Source organism: Halobacillus trueperi, from assembly GCF_003386945.1.
In the GTDB taxonomy this organism is placed as follows: Bacteria; Bacillota; Bacilli; order Bacillales; family Halobacillaceae; genus Halobacillus; species Halobacillus aidingensis.
The window spans coordinates 36136-56123 of record NZ_QUAE01000011.1 but is presented as its reverse complement, the minus strand read 5'-3'; the positions used below and the strand labels follow the sequence as shown (position 1 = coordinate 56123).

Annotated in this window: 26 protein-coding genes; 11 read left to right on the top strand and 15 right to left on the bottom strand. The window is 43.5% G+C overall.

Annotation, left to right across the window (positions count from 1 at the left end):
* Window positions 1-56 precede the first annotated feature (56 nt).
* A complete protein-coding gene (locus DYE48_RS13740; protein ID WP_089653932.1) occupies window positions 57-257 on the bottom strand; it encodes a YuzI family membrane protein in 201 nt (66 codons plus the stop codon).
* Between the two features lie 181 nt (window positions 258-438).
* Here DYE48_RS13740 and DYE48_RS13735 point away from each other — a divergent pair, with 181 nt between their 5' ends.
* Window positions 439-1434, top strand: a complete 996-nt coding sequence (locus DYE48_RS13735) for an LCP family protein (protein WP_244199436.1) — start codon at window positions 439-441, stop codon at window positions 1432-1434.
* Window positions 1435-1473: 39 nt separating this feature from the next.
* Here DYE48_RS13735 and fabF read toward each other — a convergent pair whose 3' ends face one another.
* Window positions 1474-2715: a beta-ketoacyl-ACP synthase II gene (fabF, locus tag DYE48_RS13730; protein ID WP_089654013.1), complete on the bottom strand. Its 1242-nt coding sequence runs from the start codon at window positions 2713-2715 to the stop codon at window positions 1474-1476.
* Window positions 2716-2733: 18 nt separating this feature from the next.
* The gene (locus DYE48_RS13725) at window positions 2734-3672 is read right to left on the bottom strand and encodes a beta-ketoacyl-ACP synthase III (protein ID WP_115824129.1); all 939 of its coding nucleotides are present in this window, start codon (window positions 3670-3672) and stop codon (window positions 2734-2736) included.
* A 192-nt stretch (window positions 3673-3864) separates the two neighbouring features.
* Here DYE48_RS13725 and DYE48_RS21195 point away from each other — a divergent pair, with 192 nt between their 5' ends.
* The gene (locus DYE48_RS21195; RefSeq protein ID WP_160915310.1) at window positions 3865-4041 is read left to right on the top strand and encodes a hypothetical protein; all 177 of its coding nucleotides are present in this window, start codon (window positions 3865-3867) and stop codon (window positions 4039-4041) included.
* A gap of 682 nt (window positions 4042-4723) precedes the next feature.
* Here DYE48_RS21195 and DYE48_RS13720 read toward each other — a convergent pair.
* The gene (locus DYE48_RS13720; protein WP_244199435.1) at window positions 4724-5680 is read right to left on the bottom strand and encodes a BMP family ABC transporter substrate-binding protein; all 957 of its coding nucleotides are present in this window, start codon (window positions 5678-5680) and stop codon (window positions 4724-4726) included.
* 87 nt (window positions 5681-5767) lie between these two features.
* Window positions 5768-6286, bottom strand: coding sequence for a hypothetical protein (locus tag DYE48_RS13715; RefSeq protein ID WP_115824128.1), 519 nt, complete (start codon window positions 6284-6286; stop codon window positions 5768-5770).
* Between the two features lie 132 nt (window positions 6287-6418).
* Between DYE48_RS13715 and DYE48_RS13710 the strand changes: the two genes are divergently transcribed.
* On the top strand, window positions 6419-6595 hold the full coding sequence (locus tag DYE48_RS13710; RefSeq protein ID WP_237417175.1) for a YjzD family protein: 177 nt from the start codon (window positions 6419-6421) through the stop codon (window positions 6593-6595).
* Between the two features lie 194 nt (window positions 6596-6789).
* Window positions 6790-7608 (top strand): undecaprenyl-diphosphate phosphatase, encoded by an 819-nt coding sequence (locus DYE48_RS13705; RefSeq protein ID WP_115824127.1) that lies wholly within the window; start codon window positions 6790-6792, stop codon window positions 7606-7608.
* A 65-nt stretch (window positions 7609-7673) separates the two neighbouring features.
* Here DYE48_RS13705 and moaD read toward each other — a convergent pair whose 3' ends face one another.
* The 5 genes from moaD to DYE48_RS13680 form a co-directional block, all read right to left on the bottom strand.
* Window positions 7674-7907: a molybdopterin converting factor subunit 1 gene (gene moaD / locus DYE48_RS13700; RefSeq protein WP_115824126.1), complete on the bottom strand. Its 234-nt coding sequence runs from the start codon at window positions 7905-7907 to the stop codon at window positions 7674-7676.
* The gene (locus DYE48_RS13695) at window positions 7904-8362 is read right to left on the bottom strand and encodes a molybdenum cofactor biosynthesis protein MoaE (protein ID WP_115824125.1); all 459 of its coding nucleotides are present in this window, start codon (window positions 8360-8362) and stop codon (window positions 7904-7906) included. Before DYE48_RS13695 ends, moaD begins: the two co-directional genes overlap by 4 nt.
* Window positions 8362-8880: a molybdopterin-guanine dinucleotide biosynthesis protein B gene (mobB, locus tag DYE48_RS13690; RefSeq protein ID WP_115824124.1), complete on the bottom strand. Its 519-nt coding sequence runs from the start codon at window positions 8878-8880 to the stop codon at window positions 8362-8364. The genes DYE48_RS13695 and mobB overlap by 1 nt, the downstream gene beginning before the upstream one ends.
* 174 nt (window positions 8881-9054) lie before the next feature.
* Window positions 9055-9339 (bottom strand): metal-sulfur cluster assembly factor, encoded by a 285-nt coding sequence (locus DYE48_RS13685; RefSeq protein WP_089654274.1) that lies wholly within the window; start codon window positions 9337-9339, stop codon window positions 9055-9057.
* Window positions 9340-9443: 104 nt separating this feature from the next.
* A complete protein-coding gene (locus DYE48_RS13680; protein WP_115824123.1) occupies window positions 9444-10208 on the bottom strand; it encodes an alpha/beta fold hydrolase in 765 nt (254 codons plus the stop codon).
* Window positions 10209-10390: 182 nt separating this feature from the next.
* On the opposite strand from DYE48_RS13680, the gene DYE48_RS13675 reads away from it, so the two are divergent.
* From DYE48_RS13675 to DYE48_RS13670, 3 genes are all read left to right on the top strand, one after another.
* The gene (locus DYE48_RS13675) at window positions 10391-11209 is read left to right on the top strand and encodes a Cof-type HAD-IIB family hydrolase (RefSeq protein WP_181898588.1); all 819 of its coding nucleotides are present in this window, start codon (window positions 10391-10393) and stop codon (window positions 11207-11209) included.
* A gap of 94 nt (window positions 11210-11303) precedes the next feature.
* A complete protein-coding gene (locus DYE48_RS21190; RefSeq protein WP_167356111.1) occupies window positions 11304-11450 on the top strand; it encodes a hypothetical protein in 147 nt (48 codons plus the stop codon).
* 2 nt (window positions 11451-11452) lie between these two features.
* Window positions 11453-11662, top strand: coding sequence for a DUF3813 domain-containing protein (locus tag DYE48_RS13670; protein ID WP_089654266.1), 210 nt, complete (start codon window positions 11453-11455; stop codon window positions 11660-11662).
* 755 nt (window positions 11663-12417) lie between these two features.
* Here the strand turns inward: DYE48_RS13670 and DYE48_RS13660 are convergent.
* Entirely contained in the window at window positions 12418-13239 is an 822-nt protein-coding gene (locus tag DYE48_RS13660) for an HAD family hydrolase (RefSeq protein ID WP_115824120.1), read from the bottom strand.
* 273 nt (window positions 13240-13512) lie between these two features.
* On the opposite strand from DYE48_RS13660, the gene DYE48_RS13655 reads away from it, so the two are divergent.
* Window positions 13513-14058 carry a DUF6944 family repetitive protein gene (locus DYE48_RS13655; RefSeq protein ID WP_115824119.1) on the top strand — a complete coding sequence of 182 codons (546 nt, stop codon included), beginning with the start codon at window positions 13513-13515 and terminating at the stop codon, window positions 14056-14058.
* 31 nt (window positions 14059-14089) lie between these two features.
* On the opposite strand, the gene DYE48_RS13650 is transcribed toward DYE48_RS13655, so the two are convergent.
* Window positions 14090-14515, bottom strand: a complete 426-nt coding sequence (locus DYE48_RS13650) for a hypothetical protein (protein ID WP_115824118.1) — start codon at window positions 14513-14515, stop codon at window positions 14090-14092.
* Window positions 14516-14532: 17 nt separating this feature from the next.
* Window positions 14533-15360: a DUF2785 domain-containing protein gene (locus DYE48_RS13645; protein WP_089654262.1), complete on the bottom strand. Its 828-nt coding sequence runs from the start codon at window positions 15358-15360 to the stop codon at window positions 14533-14535.
* Between the two features lie 133 nt (window positions 15361-15493).
* Between DYE48_RS13645 and DYE48_RS13640 the strand changes: the two genes are divergently transcribed.
* Window positions 15494-15757 carry a NifU N-terminal domain-containing protein gene (locus tag DYE48_RS13640; protein WP_089654261.1) on the top strand — a complete coding sequence of 88 codons (264 nt, stop codon included), beginning with the start codon at window positions 15494-15496 and terminating at the stop codon, window positions 15755-15757.
* Between the two features lie 28 nt (window positions 15758-15785).
* Here DYE48_RS13640 and DYE48_RS13635 read toward each other — a convergent pair whose 3' ends face one another.
* Together DYE48_RS13635 and DYE48_RS13630 are read right to left on the bottom strand one after the other, a co-directional pair.
* Entirely contained in the window at window positions 15786-16700 is a 915-nt protein-coding gene (locus tag DYE48_RS13635; RefSeq protein WP_115824117.1) for a BsuPI-related putative proteinase inhibitor, read from the bottom strand.
* 66 nt (window positions 16701-16766) lie between these two features.
* Entirely contained in the window at window positions 16767-17612 is an 846-nt protein-coding gene (locus DYE48_RS13630; protein ID WP_089654259.1) for a YitT family protein, read from the bottom strand.
* A gap of 181 nt (window positions 17613-17793) precedes the next feature.
* Between DYE48_RS13630 and DYE48_RS13625 the strand changes: the two genes are divergently transcribed.
* Window positions 17794-18654, top strand: coding sequence for a DegV family protein (locus DYE48_RS13625; RefSeq protein WP_115824116.1), 861 nt, complete (start codon window positions 17794-17796; stop codon window positions 18652-18654).
* Between the two features lie 375 nt (window positions 18655-19029).
* Window positions 19030-19947: a DUF4349 domain-containing protein gene (locus DYE48_RS13620; RefSeq protein ID WP_115824115.1), complete on the top strand. Its 918-nt coding sequence runs from the start codon at window positions 19030-19032 to the stop codon at window positions 19945-19947.
* Window positions 19948-19988 lie beyond the last annotated feature (41 nt).

The window sequence follows — 19988 nt, the reverse complement described above, 5'->3', positions numbered from 1 at the left end:
GGTTACATTATGACCAATGCTGGCTTTTTTATTCTTTGAATCCATATTTTAGAAAATTAATCTTCCATAAGAATTAAGGCTGTCGTAATCAATATCAATCCGATAGGAAAAAAATAGCACTCCACCCGTGTACGAATCAGGATAAAGAATTCAATCCAACTCAACCCGGCAGGAACGAGATTCAAATACGTGATTGTTACCGTTCCTCCTGCGACAGCGAAACCGAAACCTGTCAATAACAGCATCCAGTACCACATAACTTCATCCCCTCCGGCTCGTCCTCCTATTGCTATCTTATGAAAGGAAATGCTTTGTCATGCGGTGAATTCCCTTTAAATCCTAGTCTTTACTTCATTGGCAAGAACAGGTACATTTAATTACAGACAGACTTTTATAAACAAGCTTTTTGGGTGAGTTATGTTTGAAAGGATGATGACTTTGTCACAGTCGAGATCCTTGCGGAAGCGCAGCAAAAGAAGGCGAAAACGCAAGCTATTTATTGGTATGTATGCTCTTATTTTTCTACTAATCATCAGTTACTCCGGGTACGAGTACTTAGCAGGCAAGCATCAAGCAATGAGTCAACAGGCTTCCGCTGCTGAAAGTATCGATCAGGTAGAAACGGTCGAAAGTGTTTACAAAGAAGACTTTAACGGAAAAGATAACGGGGACGGGAAGATGACCGTCCTTCTATTGGGAGTCGATCAGCGAGAGGCAGAGATTCCAAGGACGGACACGATCATGATTGCAGAATATGATCCCGCTTCAAAAGAAGCAAAGCTAGCTTCTTTAATGAGAGACCTTTACGTTGAAATCCCAGGCCACGGATACAACAAACTAAATGCCGCATTCGCTCTAGGCGGCCCGGAGCTTCTCCGTGAGACCATTGCAGTGAATCTAGGTATTGAAATCGAATATTACTCGATCGTCGACTTTCAAGGGTTTACGCAAATCGTAGATACTTTATCACCAGATGGAATGCAAGTGGATGTAGAAAAGAACATGCAATACCGTTCCGGGGATGGAACGACAGACATCCAGTTGCAAGAAGGGATACAAACCCTCGACGGTGAAGAACTTCTTGGTTATGTGAGGTATCGCAGTGATGCCCGGGGAGATTTCGCCAGAGTAGAGAGACAGCAGAAGGTTATTCAATTGCTGAAGGATGAACTCCTCTCTTTCCAGGGAGTTCTAAAAGCACCACGTTTGATTGGAAACATTCAGCCATATATTGATACGAACCTCGGTGGAAGTAAAATGATCCAGGTTGGTAAAGACCTTTTGCTGAACCCTGTGGAATCCATGGATATGATCAGCATCCCTACGACAGATAATGTATGGGATGAACGAAAGCCTTATCCGATCGGCCTAGTGCTTAACCACGATGAGGAATCTACGAAACAAACGTTACAAAATTTTTTTGAACAAGAATAAAGAAAACCCGATGTCTGAATCGCAGACATCGGGTTTTCTTTATTCTTCGTACTTTTGGAAAATCAGACTAGCATTGTGGCCGCCAAATCCGAGTGAATTACTCATCACCGTATTGATTTCTTGTTTACGCGCCTCATTCGGAACATAATCAAGGTCACATTCCGGATCTGGAGTTTCGTAGTTGATCGTCGGTGGCAGTATTCCGTCGTTAATTGCCTTTAAAGAAATGAGCGCTTCAACCGCACCTGCAGCACCCAAAAGGTGACCAGTCATGGATTTCGTTGAAGAAATCGCAAATTTATTCGCATGCTCTTGGAATACCGTCTTGGCCGCATGTGTTTCAAATTTATCATTGAGCTCTGTGGACGTTCCGTGAGCGTTCAAGTAATCGATATCTTCCGGCTTCAAGCCTGCATCATCAATAGCTTGTCTCATCGCACGCGCCGCTCCGTCACCCTCAGGTGCTGGAGACGTGATGTGATAGGCATCTCCTGTAGAACCATAGCCTTTCAGCTCGCCATAGATTTTCGCTCCACGCTTTTTCGCGGATTCCAGCGTTTCCATAATAAGAATGCCTGCTCCTTCACCCATGACGAAACCATCACGGTTTTTATCAAAAGGACGGCTGGCTGTTTGCGGATCTTCATTGAGGGATAACGCACGTGCAGCGGCGAATCCAGCAAATGACATTTTATTCATCGGTGCTTCTGTACCACCGGCAATCATAATATCCGCATCGCCACGTTGGATGACTTTGAAAGCATCCCCGATTGAGTTTGCACCTGAAGAACAGGCGGTCACTGTACAGGAATTAATCCCTTTAGCTCCGAGCGCAATGGATACCTGGCCTGCTGCCATGTCCGGAATCATCATAGGAATGAAAAACGGACTGACACGACGGTAGCCTTTTTTCTGGAACGTTTCAAATTGAGACTCATACGTTCCCATTCCACCAATTCCAGAACCAATCCATACCCCTGTTCTATGAGCGACATCATCTGTGATCTCAAGGTTCGCATCCTCAACAGCCATATGAGAAGCGACCATTGCATACTGGACAAATGGGTCCATACGACGTGCATCTTTACGATCAACATAATCAGAAGGGTCAAAATCTTTCAGTTCTGCTGCCACATGGACAGGGTAGTCTTCTTTATTGACTTTCGTAATTTCTCCTACCCCGGACACGCCATTTTTAATATTATTCCACATTTCTTCTACTGAATTACCGACAGGAGTCACCGCTCCCATTCCGGTAATGACAACACGATGTTTATCCATCATTCCATTCCTCCTTGATTACTTCCCCCATCGAAGGGCCACGGCTCCCCATGTGAGTCCGCCACCGAATCCGACAAGAACGACTAGATCATTATCTTTTATTTTACCTGCCTTCACGTCCTCTGACAAAGCAATCGGAATAGACGCTGAAGAAGTATTTCCATAACGCTTCACCTGCGTAGACATTTTTTCTTCAGGAATTCCTAAGCGTTGTCTGGCTGCTTCCATAATTCTTATGTTCGCCTGGTGTGGCACTAAATAGTCAACATCCTGTTCACTCAGGCCAATTTTTTTAACGACATTGACTGAGGATTCAGGCATTTGTCTTACTGCAAACTTGAATACTTCACGACCATTCATGGACAAGGTATCTTCAGGCGTCTGATACAAGTGAGGTCCACCTGCTCCATCGGCCCCAAGTTCAAAGGAAAGAATTCCTTTATCATCACTTACCGGTCCAATGACAGCAGCTCCTGCTCCATCACCAAAAAGAACGCATGTATTACGGTCTGTCCAGTCCGTGATTTTTGAAAGTTTCTCAACCCCTACGACAAGAATATTTTTGTAGGCATTCGTTTCAATGAATTGTTTAGCTGTGATGACTCCATACATGAACCCAGCACAGGCTGCACTCAAGTCCATAGCCGCGACCTTGTTGGCACCAAGCCTATGTTGAAGCATGGTGGCGACAGATGGGAATGGCGTATCTGGAGTAACAGTAGCAACGAGGATCATATCAAGTTCCTCTGCTTTCATATCTGCATCTTTCAAAGCTTCTTCCGCTGCACGAAAGGCTAGATCAGAAGTATCCATTTCGTCTGAAGCGATACGGCGTTCTTCAATTCCAGTTCGCGTACGAATCCACTCATCACTCGTCTCTACCATTTTCTCCAAGTCTTTATTCGTCAGCACTTTTTCCGGCGCATAGTGTCCAACGCCCAAGAATCCTGCGTTCATATATTCATCCCCTTAAAGGTAATATCTAATATCAATTCTTATGACTTGGTACTAATTTTAATTCATCTTGGACCAATCTGCAAGTTTTGCAAAAGGCTACCCTTGAACTTGTACTTTTTTTAATATTTGTTGTACCTGCCTACAAAACACAGGGAGATCTTTCATAAATTGTAACAGAGGAGGTGTGCTTGTATGGGCAAAAGAAAGTCATCCCCCTTTGATGATTTTTGGGGGTTCCGTCAGCAAGAAGAAAACGAAGGAGAGAAAGATTCGCAACCGAAACTCAATGATCTCTTTCAAGAAGCTTCAAAAACGTGGAAGTCAGTGTCACCGATGATCAAACCAATGATCGATAAGTTCAAGAAATAAAAATCATTTCCATGAAACTCCTTTAGATTAATAATCAATTTAAGTTATTCCACTATATGGCAGGATTGTGGAAGACTTGATTTCGAGACTTTTGTGGGAGTTCAGTGGCGGAGGGAAAAGGTTCGCTTTCCGTGGGCGAGTGATGAGCCTCCTCGAGCTAACGCTCTGCGGGGTCTCATCTACCACGCACTTCCCACAGGAGTCTCACCGTTTCCCACCGCCCCTTTGCCCTATGAGGTTCTCGAAATCCCTCTAACAGTAACCTGCCGTGCTCTGTAAAAAGTCCCTTTTCACTAAAGCCGTTATAGAGTCGTTTTAACCATAGATCCAGTAAGAATAAGGCGTGGGAACAGGGTCTGGGAAACGTCCGCATGAAAAACGAATGGAGACACGAACGTGTGTGTTTTTCTACTGACTAATTCCAAACACCGCAAATCGTCGTTTCCCTGACCCCGTATCCATGGCCAGGAATTGTCATTCATTATTTCAACTAGGCAAGGCTTTCTTTAAGGATGCGCGGTATGTGCTCACAGCGCTCCCGCGGAAAGCGAGCTATTCCCCGCAGCCCCCATGCACTCACCAAAAGTCTCGAAACTGAGTCTTCCACAATCGGGAGCTTATATGAAATGAGCCATACTCTGATATGAATCTATAATAAAACCTCTGAAGCCATTTGTGTGCTTCAGAGGTCTTTTTCAGGGAGCTCTCCTGTTTCTTTATAAGTTTCTACGACTTCTTCCATTCTACTACGGAAGTTTTCTGGGATACTCGGGCTGTATTCCCCCATCTTTATAGCACCTTCCTGAAAATCGAACGTAAGCATTTCTCCTGGTAAGTCTTCGTTCATATAACGCTCCATCGCTAATTTATATACTTCATCTACCTTTTGGACGGTACTCGTGAGCACCGTATTTTCAGCCACCGAAGATTGGTCCTGTACATAACCGATGGCATAATTCCCGTCGTTTTGAGCCTGTTCAATGACAGCAACATTAAAAACATCTCCCGCTGGATAAAACACATCCACTCCCTCTTTGTTCATCGATTCATAATACATGAGGGCCATCTCCGTATTTTCCCAGCTGTTCGTAAGTGAAATGTCTACTTCGGCCTCTGGATTTTGATAAATGACGCCTTCATAAAACCCCTCTACTTCTGGTTGCCATTCAAATACTCCAATGATTCCAACACGATCCGTTTGTGTCATTTCCCCAGCTACCATTCCTGCGAAAAATCCCATCGCTTGCGCATCAAAATTGAGACTTGTTACATTTTCGGCTGAGAATTGGCCATTAAAATAGACAAAGTCCATCTCAGGATAAACCTCATGCAATTCCCTGAAATGATTTCCATATAAGCTGCTATGTCCAAAGATGACGTCAATGCCTTTAGCTGCAAACTCATCGATCGCCTCGGCTGTATGTTTGTATGTTCGTATGCCTTCTTTAAAATAAATGTCTACTCCATATTCCTCCTGGATCGCTTGCAATCCTTTGTACCCTTGCTGCCCCCATGCTTTATCATGGATGGTCGTTTCGACAAGCATCCCGACCTTTATATCTTTCTTATAATCCGGGAGGCCTTGACATGCGACAAGGGAAAATAATAGAGAGAGGATCATGATGGACTGTAATTTCACATTCAAGCACTCCTAAGTACCTACTTATATCCTCTCCCTATTCTACATTTTTTTCATAACAAAAGTAAATGACCAACATGGAAAGCTCTAGATTTTGCGAAGCAGCTGCTCACAGCGCCACAAAGCATCCACTCTTTCTGTGATGGTATCCTTGTCTTCGACTCGCTCCTCAATGCGAAGCGGTTGATCGAAGAATCTCTCCAGGAAGGTCTCCATGAAAGTTCCAATATAGGTCGCCTGGTGATCTATGACCCATTGCACAAGCTCATCTTTTTCTTGTACCCCTGCCCTCCGGAGATCCATCCATTCACCATAAAGAAGGGGAAGCTCGATCCAATCTCTTTCTTTATCTCCTTGCCTGACTAGCAAGCCGTCATCGACCACGTCCACTTCCCACTCGTCATTCGATTGTTGGACGTGATTTTCTTTGTCACTTCTTTGAAAGAAATGCTGAAAATTACTGTTTCTGCCGACATACATATATAATAGATCACTCTTCGCATCCACGATGGGGTCAATACCGATGACTTCGATTCCTTCTTGAAGAAGATTTGATGTCAAATGATATCCAATCCAATGAAAGCAAGGGTTAACGGTCACCATCATAGGCTATCCTCCTCTTCCTTGTCTTCCTACATATTATTCAATGGAAACGTCAATCATGAAGCGATTTCATATTTCCTTTTCCTTTACTCTCTGATAAGATAAGAGTAGATTGTGTAAAAAATGAGGTGAATAATGATGCGGATGATTTGGACAATCATTTGGGCTTTCCTATTGAGCTTCATGTCCGCTTATGTAGTCAGCAACATGGCTGGGAGCAGTTTCGCTTTCTCTCAAGTCATCATTATGACAATTCTTTTCACACTGGCTGCAGTTGTTCTTGGGGAAGGAATTATCAAAGAAGAAGCATAAGCCACACTCAAGCGTTGCTATCCTTCGGGAGGCAACGTTTTTCATTTGGAAAATGATGAAATCCTCCTCTAGCCACAAGGACAAGGTTCCTTTATAATCGTAGAGTGCGTGAACATCATCACAATTGTTCTATCAACACAAATTATAAATATAGATATAAATAGGAATACAGACGGGCAGGAGGAACAAGCATTATGGAACAACTATGGTTAATTATTAAATATTTATTTTTGGGGATCTTTCAAGGATTCACTGAACCGATTCCAATTTCGTCCAGTGGTCATTTGGTCATTGCCCAGGAATTACTAGGAATTAGACTGGAAGGACTTACGTTTGAGGTGCTCGTGAACTTTGGGTCTCTCGTAGCGGTATTAATCATCTATCGTGAAGATCTCATTCGATTGATTCAAAATGGATTCGGATACTTATTCAATCGCAGCCAACGCGATCAACAGCAGAAAGACGATTTTGATTTCATAATATACCTGATCATAGGAACGATTCCTGCCGGAGTGCTCGGCGTTCTTTTAGGAGATGCTATTGAAGTTTTATCTACCGTTCAAACGGTAGGAATCACCCTGATCATCACAGGAATTGCCCTCTGGTTAATTCGTAACCTGAGAGGACGGAAAGGCGACGGACAATTAACTTGGAAGGATGCCTTGATTGTAGGAATTGGACAAGCGGTCGCACTCATACCAGGAATCAGCCGCTCAGGAGCCACGATTGTTGCGGCCATGTTTTTAGGTATGAAACAAGAAACGGCGCTCCGTTTTTCGTTCTTATTATTTATCCCTGTCAGTCTCGGGACAATGCTTCTATCCATCGAAGATGTGATCAAACATGCAAGTGCTGGGAATGCCTGGTTTGCTTATATCATGGCCTTTGCCGGATCCGTAGTTGCTTCGTATTTCTCATTAAAGTGGTTCATGGGCATCATGGCCCGTGGGAATTTGAAATACTTCGCGTTTTACTGCTTTATCGTCGGTGGACTAGTCGTTCTCTTCTTATAAATAATAAAAGCCAGTACAACATCAATAGTTGTACTGGCTTTTTTAAAAGGAATGACTGGATGGAGTTATCCCCCACTGACCGGAGGTATAAAAGCAATCGTATCTCCCTCGGTGATCGTTGTATCCTCGGGAGCAAATTCTTCATTGACTGCCATCATACAATTGTTCACTTGGTCGAGAGAATATTCGGCACGCACTTTTTCCTTCACTTCTCCCAACGTCATGCCTGCTGCTACCAGCCTTACTTCATCGGTTCCAATCGCTTCCTTCAATCCCGCAAAAAATAAGAGTGTGTTCATTTGATTTCCTCCTTCAACGGAACTCCCGGACGGACCTCTTTTTGATCTCCAATCCACTCTTCACCGTCTTCCCAATACTCTTTCTTCCAAATAGGAACGATTTCCTTGATTCTTTCTATTGCGTACCGGCTTGCTTCATACGAGTCGTTTCGATGTGGAGTGGAAACGGCGATGATTACAGCTATATCCGTAATCTCAAGACGCCCGATCCGGTGGGCAATGGCTACTTCTGCGCTCGGCCACTGCTGGTCGATTTCTTTGGTGATTTGTTCTAGTTTCTTTTCCGCCATCTCTTTATATGTTTCATATTGTAAGAAAAGTGTCCGTTTGCCCTTCGTGAATTCTCTTACCGTGCCGATAAACGTATTCACGGCACCCGCCTCTCTTCTAATTACCCTTTTTGTTACTTCTTCAATCTCAAGTGGTTCTGTGGTAATCCAACATTGTTGTTCCATCAAGCCCCCTCCTTCGCTAAACGATAGACTTCTGGTAAGCGCTTTCTCCACTCTCTGAGCGATATGGCAGGAAAGGATACCCGATCAATCATGCGCTCATCCCAGCAAATGACTAATTGTATGTTCGTCAACTGTTCAAGCAGAGGCAGATCTTCTTCCCTTTTTATGATGACAGCTTTCGGAAAGTCCTCCTGCTTGTATCCTTCCACAGCAATTAGATCAGGAGAAAAATGCTGATATATGTTCACGAGTTGTGTAAGCGGAAAGTCATCTTCGTGAGATAATTCAAGCTGAAATCTCCGCGGGCTATCCACTCCTGTCATAAAAGCACCAGATTCATGCAGACGATAACTATCTGTATCAAGATGCATGACTTTCAGCGGTTCCTCGTGGCTATGATGCTTAATCGCAGCCACTTTCTCTCCACGGTCCGTTCCATAGGCAATCAAATCTGAAAGCAGTGATGTCTTTCCACTGTTTTTGTAACCGACAATTTGAAAAACCGGCGTTTCGGCCATTCGTCTTCCCTCCTTGGTAATCACTCGCACACGTTCAATAACAATGGGGCTTGGATGATGTGCACTGGACCGCGAACGGAACAGAAAAGGCAACGCTCTTCGCCGGATCTAACTTCCTTTGTTATGTAAAAACCCCTACCGTCGTTCACACGGCAGGGGCACAGCTTCCATAAATCAATCTGGAATTCCAAGAGCTATCTTCGCATAACGGCTCATACGATCTTTGGTCCAAGGTGGATTCCAAACGATATTGACCTTTATTTCATTCAATTCAGGCAAGTCAGCAAGAGATCGTTTGACGTCCTGTTCGATATGACCCGCAAGCGGGCAGCCCATAGCCGTTAAAGTCATTGTTACCGTTGTGTCGCCATTGTCATCTATATCGACGCCATAGACCAAACCTAAGTTGACGATATCAATGCCGAGCTCAGGGTCAATGACATTCTCAAGGGCACCCATTGCATTTTCTTCAAGTGCAGTTGTACTCACATTAGTTCCCCCTTCACAATTCTTCAAACTCTATTATAAACAAAATTTCAAAGAGAATAAAATATTCCCACTGGTTACAATACTAACTCCAACCAATTGACCATTTCGAGCACCGCAAAACGACTGACTTTATGATCACGCCCGACCTCTCTCAAAAAACGAATATTTTCAGGGTTCTTATATTGATCGATGGCTTCATTATAAAAATCATAGGAATGTTCGAACGGAACAACTGGATCCGCATCGCCATGCCAGAAAAACAGTGGACGACCATAAAGTTTATCCATTTGCTTAGAAAGGTCAATGCCTTCAAGCGATCTGTATAGTTCATCAAGGTCTGCTTCTTTCAGAGGGAGTGAGATCCCGGTATTTTCTACGTCCTGTATGAGTTTTCTGGCAAATTCAACAGGCTTGGGTGATCCCATCATAACAGCAGAAGCTTGAATCCAAGGATACATCGTCAATGCAGCACTCGTCGTAATGCCGCCCATAGACGTTCCGCCGACACCGATGCGTCGATCTTTGATAAGATCCTGGCGATCGAGTTCATCTTTTATATCTTGAAGCTCTTTCAAATTTTGATACACGATATCCCAAAACTTGAAGTTCAGTTCCTGTTTCGGCAGTTCATCATCACGTTCTCCATGATGAGCGCTATCAGGAAGGATGACCCGATACCCCTTTTGAGCAAGGAGATAAGCTTGGGGTAAGTTATGCTCTTTTGCGGAGGTAAACCCATGGAAGTAGATGAACACGGGCAATGGCTCGTCTTGTTTCGTCGAATCGACAACAGTTAGAGCGGGTATATTTTTATAAGTATTACGGTAAATCCCAATCATTGTTCCTATTTCCTTTCTCCAAAAACTTTACGTTTTGTTTAAGTTGTGTTTATAAATGGTTTATATAATATTTATCGTAACACTGCCATCTTTAATTGGAAAGTGTTAGGTAGTCACAAGGGAAATTCTTTACAATCCACCGTTCTCCCCGATAAACTATACATACAAATGAGGTGAAGATTATGGAACAACATCTGATTGCTTTAGATTTAGATGGAACATTGTTAACCGATGAGAAAGTCATTAGTGAAAAAACGAAAAATACAGTCCTCCAAGCTATGAAGCAAGGTCATATCGTAGTCATAGCGACTGGAAGACCACACAGGGCGAGCATCGATTATTATCATGAACTCGGCCTCGATACACCTATGGTAAACTTCAACGGAGCACTGATTCACCATCCGAAAGACCACCGCTGGGATGCCATTCACTCTCCTTTAGGTATCCGTACAGCTCATAAAATCATTCACACCTGTCAGGAGCTCGGTGTTAAAAACATTCTTGCTGAAGTAAAAGATGATGTGTATTTAGATCAATATGACGAGGAAATCATGAGTATTTTCCAAACAAAAAACGATCCCATTACAGTCGGGCGTCTTCAATCAAACTTGAAAGAAGACCCTACCTCCATTCTCATCCATCCGGAAGAAGAAAAAATTCAAAGGCTTCGCGATGAACTGGACGATCACGCTTCTCTGATCGATCACCGTAAATGGGGTGCTCCGTGGCATGTCATTGAAATTGTAAGGGCAGGCATGAACAAAGCCGTCGGTCTGGATAAGATCGCCCGTTACTTTCACGTCCCGAATGATCGCATTATCGCCTTCGGTGATGAAGACAATGATTTTGAAATGATTGATTATGCCGGTGTGGGTGTAGCGATGGGAAATGCCATCAATGAACTGAAAGACCTTGCCAATCACGTCACCCATACGAATGAAGAAGATGGAATCGGCGCATTCCTCGATGACTATCTGAAAATAAACAAGCGTGCGATATAAGGTACATTTTTCCTCGCGTAAAAAAAGGCCCTCCTGCCATACTAAGCTTGAACGTGAAAGCGTTCAGGCTTTTTTATGACAGGAGGGTCTTGTCATGGAGCAGCAAAAGAAAACCAATCGTAAACAGGATCGCTGGACAGAAGTTCGAAAATTCGACGAAAGCGAGATGGAGCCGAGAAGGCTTTCAGAAGCGAATCGTAAAGAAATCGAATCTGATCAGCATACGGTAGGAGGGTTTTAACCATGGAGAAAAACCTTTTTGAAAACGCTCGCGATGCGGTCAACCGTTTCACCCAAAAACGTGGGGGCAAACACGACGCGACTAGCCAACATGATATGGAAGCCGCGAAACAAGCGATTCAGTCTGCCTATAGCCAATGTTCTCAAGAAGAGAAACAACAGCTACAGCAGTTTGAACAAGAAGTGGAAGCTCATCACAACAACTTACGATAACCATCGTAGAGGATCAGGCCGTTTACAAACGGCCTGATCTTTTTTCAATTAAAACTCCCTTTTCTTGAAGACTCAGTTTCGAGATGTTTGTGTGAGATAGGGGCTGCGGGAAAAGGTTCGCTTTCCATGGGGCGGGCGCTGATCCTACTCGGACTACGTCCTGAGGGGTCTCAGCTGTCCCGCACACCCCATAGGAGTCTCACCGTTTCCCTCCGCCCCTTGACCATAAGAGTATCTCGAAACCACTTCCAGAATAAGCAGAATTCCAGCGTATTGGAACTCAGTGGATTCAACTTTTAACACGCTAGTCTTTTGTATTCTAAAGCTTGCTTATAGAGCGCTTCTCAAATAGAAAGCAGCGGTTAGACTCTCCATTCATGTACGTGGGTTCGTTTATCTCATTTCTCGAAAGGGGTGGATGGGAAGCTGCGAGACTCCCGTGGGAGAAGGAGATAGGCGAGATCCCGCAGGACGTAGTCCGAGGAAGCTCGGCGCTCCCCCACAGGAAAGCGAGTTGCTTCCCAGCCACCCCCACCGCTCAACACGACAAACGAACCTCGAAACATCTCGAAATCAAGTCTTCCATAATCCTGCCATATTGTTGAAAAACTATGAGTAATAATAAGTGTTTTTATTTGAGTGTGGTTGAGGAAGTTATAAACTTGTCTATTCGGGTATATAATGAGTACCCCCTAATGATTTTCTAAATACATCGAAGCGCCCGATTGAGTGCACAATCGGGCGCTTCGATGTATTTATGGACAAATTTCTTCTAAACTTTTCACGACTTGGAGGTTGGGATAGTCAAACTTCACATCCGTCGGCTGAACAAAAACAGCTTTCATCCCCATATTTAACGCAGGTGCGATCTCATTAAGAAAATTATCTCCTATGGAGACGACTTCTTCAGGGTTCAAATTGTACCGATCCAATATCGCCTGGAAGTGCTCCTCAGTCTTTTGCGGTTTGAATGCTGAAAGAATATGATTATGAAATAACCCGGAGAGGTCGATTCTGTTCAGTATATTCTCTACATCATAGTCCTCACTGTTCGTTAGAAGAATAAGCAGCTTATTCTCTTTCCACCTTTCAAGCGCTGCTTTCAGCCCTTTTGTTTTAGACATGAGAAACTCTTCAGTCGTCATGAAATCTTTCGTTTTCACATAACATTCACGGGCTTCTTCAATTCCGACCCCATAGTGCATGGCTACAGCGAAAGGTAACCACCATCCATCTCCGATAGCTATAAGCCGCTCAAAATCGTATTGAAGTGGATGTGCATACGCCTTTCTCACCGCTTCTCTATCCCACAAGTCTCCATACCATGAGGTCACTTTTTCCACTTTATTCGTGAATGGGTCTACGGACACAATCGTATCTTGCTCCATGTCATACACTTTACCGATCGTAAGTAAATGCTCCCCATTTAATATGGCCTGATAATCTTCATCAAAATTCACTTGATCATTTTGACTCACCCGTTCTTTTAAAAGGGCCGCATAGTATTGGAAATGTTCGACATCCTCATACAACGTTCCATCAAGGTCAAAAATTAAACACTTCGCTTTTTCAATCAAGAGTCTAACCTCCCACGAAACTTTTCAAATATCTTTGTTGGAGAAAAAGCTTCAGAAAATGATAATGACATGGATATATTTTAATCATTTCATGCTCCTTAAGGATGAATAACCTTTTGGAATGACACCGTCAGAAACCCACCCCCATATCAATCCTTTTCTCTGTTTATTTGATTAGACAATCGAGTGTCAAAGGGGTTTCTTTTCCATCCTCATCTTCTCCTTATCACCCTTAAACCATTCCGGAGTACCATAAAGAGAGGAGGAATGAACATGGGCAGTAAGAACAACCACACCCAAATCGGTTCTTGGATCGTTGCGGCGGGGACCGTAGCTTCAGCCATAAATGCTTCGATCAATGCTAATACAGGTGACGATGATGAGGGTCTTAATCTCATCGGGAATACATTGCAGGCAACTGGAAATGGAGTCGTTGCCAGTGATTCAGGATCCATCCTCTCTGCGTCAGGGAATATCATTCAGGCAGCAGGAAACTCTACGATCATTTACAGTATTCTAGCGGACTTAGAAAGAAGAGACGATCTGAACCTTGTGATAAAAGGAAATCTGTTACAAGCCTTAGGCGGGCTTATTGGATTCTCTGAAACATACGAAGCGGCTCCTACTTTGGCGTATGCTTACAAATTAAACGGAGAATTACTAGAAGTCATTGGGAACTCTATTCAGGCTATTGCAGCTGGACGTGAGTTAGAAGGAATCGATGCCCGTTATTTCTCTGCACTCGGAAGCTGGATTCAAGCGCTCGGGGCCATTATCGTAGCCCTTACCATTACCAAACAGGAACGGAGGTTAGCATAAAATACATAAAGGCCGGGACATTCCCGGCCTTCTACTCGAATCTATAATACGATTTTTTTAATGTGAATGCATATAGGACATGCCCGATCAGCCAGTATAAAATCGCTGTCCCATCTGTTAAAGCAGGGGTCTCTTTAATGGCGAGAACCGTCAGCGGAACGTATGTCGTGGCAGCAAAGGCTGTGAGGAGAATGGCAAAGCCCCACCGGTTCCGATTGGTTTCCTTCAACTTACGCATAAAGGCATAACTATATAGGATACCAATGATCCAGGAAATGATCATGTGGAAAAGCCACTCCATCAAAACAGGCCAATCGATGTCACCGATAACAGGGATAAAGTCCACATTCATAAGCAATGTGTAAACTTTCTTCCCTGTTATTTTCTCTACAAACCACATAAACAACCCAAGAACAATTCCTGATGTTGTCCCTATAAAGATTCCCCATCGAAACATAAGCATCCTCCAAGGTTTTAGTAAGCTTCCTGTTTCCTAAGTTCCCTTAATAGCATCTCTAAAACCTGCCTGAGCTCTCGATAATCCCCTTCGAGCATACGGAAGTAAAGAGCCCTCATAAAGTGCTTGCTGTTATTGATGATGATATCCTCATTCGGGTTCTGCCAGCTGTCACGAATATAGAGCAATGTTTCCAGCCATTCGACCCGCTCTGCATGACTGATTTTACCAAACATTTTCATAACCGCTGTCACCATCCGCTCCTCTTCATCAAAGAGATAAGGATGATCAATCATAAACTGCTCTCTGATTACAGGCAGCATCTCCAGGATTTCTTCTTTTGTAATTTCTTCACATGCAGCGACACTGTAGATCGCATCAGCCGCATGGGCCATCGCATGAGCCCATCCTTTATCTTTCACATACCCGCGGTGGTCTTTTTCTTGCTGCATATATTTTTTCAAGTGATCCCATACACGGTGGACCTCTTCTTCCTTCAAAAATGGGGAATGTCTGTGCTTTTCCATGATGGGCGGAATCAGCAATACAGAAAAACTGCGTTTAAACACAGCATCCTCTTCTTTCTTCGAAGTTCCAATTCTGTAGAATAAATAGTTTTTATTCAACACAGACTGCAGAATATTCTTTAACTGTTCATTTGAATAATGGCCACGTTCAATAAACCTCGTAAATATGTTATGGATCAAATCATCTCGCAATACAGGATGGACAGATCCGATTTTTTGTAGCATCATAGTGGTGAGCTCTTGTAAGTTCTGACCTTCAGGTAGCGTGTAATCATTATCTTTAATCGGCTGCAACACTTCGATCAATCTTGATTCCATTGCACACACCTCCTAAACATTGTTCTCATTGTACCACAGTTGCAGGGCAATCATATATGCATGAGGTTCAGAGTTTTGAAGGTTATTATTTTTTGATAAAATAAGAAGAGACGTAACAGAGGAGGATACTATTATGGCAATTCAAGTACAGGAAACACCAAACCCTAATGCACGCAAATTCACGACTGAGTCTATGATATTCCAAGGGGACGGCAGCGTGTCTGTCATGCCTGGTCAAACCAGCGAGCACAAAATCATGAATGACTTGATGGAACTGGACGGCGTCGATAACGTTTTCGGCTTCCAAAACTTCATCACAGTCAATAAGCTCCCTCAGGCTGACTGGGACGAGTTGACTCCTAAAGTGATGAGTACACTAGAAGAATACGGCTATTAAAAAAAATCCGCCATGATGGCGGATTTTTTTATTCTTCTGGCTGGAAGTTTTCTAATGGGATGTAATTCACATTCGTCGGACTTCCATCTTCTGCACTTTCTTCAAACAATGTAAGGGTCAGTGTCCCAAACATCGGCAGATCTTCTTCTGGAATATCAATCTCAAGCTCGAATGTCGACCATGTCGGAGCTCCTTCATCGACCTGGAAGGCTGTTGGTTCCACTTGCACATTATGACCGTCCTCGACACTGTACATGAAGTTTCCTTCGAAGACACGTGCCTCTCCCTTAACGACATAGGAACCTTTTTCTCCTGTGACGGTTATATCACGGAAAGCCTGGCCATCTCCATCATGTTGAGAAGTTGGTGCTTCTTTTTCAGAACCTTCTTCAGCTGACTCTTCTTCCTTCTCTGTGTTCTCCTCAATCGTAAAGCTTTGAGTCACTTGGAAAGGATTCGCTTCCAATGGCTGGTCATTGATTGTATTCACAAGAAACGTCATCGTCGCTTCATAATTTCCAGGTTTTTCGATTCCCGTCCACGATTCTTTCACATCAAAGACATCCCCTTGCGCCAATTCCTCTGTCGTCAATTCTTGGGTGAACATTTTATCAGCAGAGAAGGTGTAAACACTCTCTCCCGCTTCATTCTTGACCTGCACTTCATACTTTTGACTGGAAGTAAATCCAAGCGTGACCGGCTCTTCCCCTGCATTTTCCAAGGAAAAGTTGAAGGTTGCCGTGTCTGCTGTCGTGTCAACTGTCGCGTCCATGGCTAGTTGTTCAATAAGACCTTCCATATCCACTTCTGGTTCTTGTTCAGATGGTTCTTCCGTCATCTGATCCTCCTTTTCTTCTCCGCTCGCTTCATTTTCAGTTTCATTTCCACATGCTGCTAACGAAAGCACCATAGCTCCTAACAGAATGGCCAAAAACTTTTTCATGACCCCACTCCTCTATTTTTTTCTATTTAATATATGAGTCGTATGTTTATGGAAAAGGTTACACTATTAGTCATCTTTTCTGAAGAAACCGAAAATACCAGTCGTTTGGACAATGTTCGTGAACGCTTGAGGATCCACTTCCTGAATAATATGCTGCAAATCATAGAGTTCATATCTTGTTATGACCATGACAAGCATATTCTTATCCTGCTGCGTAAAAGCTCCTCTCGCTGGCAATGTGGTAATTCCACGTACCATGTGCCCATGTATGGCTTTTTCTAAATCGGCTGCTTTCGATGTAATGATCATAGCCGTCAGTTTCTCGTGACGTGTATGGACCGCATCAATGACCCTTGTAGTCACGTATAAAGTCAGTAAAGTGTAGAGCGCATTCTCAGGCTCGTACAATAACCCTGCAATCGCAATGATCGCACTATTAAGTATAAGAAAATAAATGCCGATCGGACGGTCTTTCATCCGGGACAGAACCATCGCTACAATATCGAGACCACCGGTGGAAGCACCCCACTTCAAGGTAATTCCAACACCCATTCCACCGATAACTCCCCCAAACACAGCATTGAGGATAATATCTCCTGATAACTGTTGAACAGGTATCAATTCTAGAAATAACGTGGTAAAAGCGACAGATATCGCACTGTAGACCGTAAAACCTCTTCCTACTTTCAGCCAACCAAGAATGGCAACCGGAATGTTAAGTAAAAATAGTAGAATACCTGTACTGACCGGTATTCCGGCAAAATCATTCAAAATACTTGTGAGCAACTGGGCAACCCCTGTAAACCCACTTGCATAAACATTGGCTTCAATCAAGAATAAATTCAGCGATACCGCATTTAACACGGCGCCGAACAGAACGATCAATATACGTTTTATTTCAACTGTAAACAATAGCGAACCTCCTTGCCTAAATTCATCTATTCATTTTTATCACCGTAGTAGAGTAAAATCAAGATAATTTTGGTAGAATCATGTAAAGTTTTGTCGGATGGTTTGCAAAAAGTATATTTTGACTATCTCACGGTTTGTGCCTAAACTAAAAGTACATCCTAAAAAATAGAAGGTGACGCGTATGCATGTACAAGTATTGTGTGATTCTGCAAGTGATTTGAACCAAGAAATGTTCGATCAGTTTTCCGTCCATTCCCTTCCTTTAAAAGTCATCATTAACGAAGAAGAATATGAAGACGGAATCGACATCACTCCAAAAGAAGTCTACGACCGGATGCGGAATGGGGAGGCACCTAAAACGGCGCAAGTATCCCCTCAAGCTTTTCGGGAAACGTTCACTACTTTAGCTGAAAAAGGGCAGCCTTTCATTTATTTCGCTTTCTCTTCCGAACTATCAGGTACATACCAAACGGCAAAGATGATTGAACAAGAAGTAAAAGAAGAATATGAGGATGCCCAATTTGAAGTGATCGATACAAAAGCCGCTTCCCTTGGCTACGGACTGATTGTTCTAAGAGCTGCAGAATTGGCAAAGGAGGGCGCTTCTTACAATGAAGTGCTTAAAATTGGACAATACCACTCCACTCATATGGAACACATCTTCACAGTCGATGACCTGGAATACTTACAGCGCGGTGGCCGTGTAAGCCGAACAGCCGCATTTGTTGGCGGGTTGCTGAAAATCAAACCCCTATTGCATATGGAGGAAGGAAAACTCATTCCTCTTGAAAAAATCCGCGGTTCAAAAAAAGTATTGAAACGTATGCTCGAAGTCATGGATGAACGTGGAGCAGACTTTCAAAACCAACGGATGGCCATCAGCCACGGAGACGACCTGGAAAGAGCCGAACAGCTCGCTGAAATGATCAAAGAAACCTATGGGACAAAAGAAATTCACATTGATTATGTGGGAGCAACCATTGGAGCCCACGCCGGACCAGGCACCATTGCCCTATTCTTCTTGAACGACACTTATAAATAAACATTCCCAAATACATGTAACCCTACTCCCTTAATTACGACTAATAACTAAAGGCGCAGGGAGGTTGGGAGACCTGACTCGCATAAGCAAGACATCGGAGTGAAGTGCTTTTCCTTCACGCAGATGGATTGCTTATGTCGCGAAGGTCTACCTCCCGGAGCTGGATATCCATTAAGTGCGGAAGTGTCCTGGTAGACACGACAAGCATAAGTCAGGCCACGTCGTGGCGATTTTTGCCACAGAGTGGAATGACTTATGTCTCGAGTGTCTGGACACTGAAGCCGGATAACTAAAGGCGCAGGGAGGTTGGAATTGCTCTTTCTATGGAGAGCGATCCTCCTCCTGGCTTGCTAGTCTAATTTAGGGGGTCTTTTTATGTACAGAAACAGAATAACGATCTTACTTATTTTCACCCTCATCATGCTGCTTGCCGCGTGCAGCGGAGAAGACAGCAGCGAAGAAATCACAAGTGAAGAATCCACAAGTGAAAGTAATGTTGACAGTGCTAATGACTCGATGAACACAGAGACAGAAGATGCATCGAAAAGTGGACTATCGGAAGCAACAGAAAACGAAACTGGGCAGACGCAAGCTCAGCAAGAAAGAATGATGATCTACGAAGCACACATCGATCTTGAAACCAAAGATTTTGACAAGTTCCAACAAAATCTCCAATCACAAATGAGTGAACATGAAGCTTATATGGTGGAAACCAATGTTCAAAGGACCGAACGAGGAAACAGGCAAGGTCATATTCGAATCCGTGTCCCTCAATCGAATTTCGAAAGTTTGTTAAGTGGCTTTGAGAACATATCAGATCAAATCGCATCCAGGAATATCAATAGTAGAGACGTGACCAAGAATTACGTGGACCTTGAATCCAGGTTGAAAGCAAAGGAAGAAATCGAAGCAAGACTTCTAAGTTTTTTGGAAGAAGCCAGCGCCACGGAAGACTTAGTGAAAATATCCCAGGATCTTGAACGCGTACAATCAGACATTGAATCTCTTAAAGGCGAGATGAACTATTTAGAAAATCAAAGTGACTTTTCCACCATAACCATTTCCTTTACTGAAACCAAGGTCCTCGTCGGTGGGGTCGATCAACAAGATTTGAACACATGGGATCGAACGAAACAAGCCTTTTTCAACAGCATCAATGGAATAGCAAATGTCGCTTCCTGGTTGTTCGTAGCAGCAGTCGGTTACTCACCAGTCCTTGTTCCGGTGCTAATCGTTATCGCCCTATGGATGTGGCGTCGCAAGAAAAAAAAGAACAGGTCTGATGACGAATAAATGCTTTCCTTATGTGTCTGATTCGGGTTAGAGGACATTAA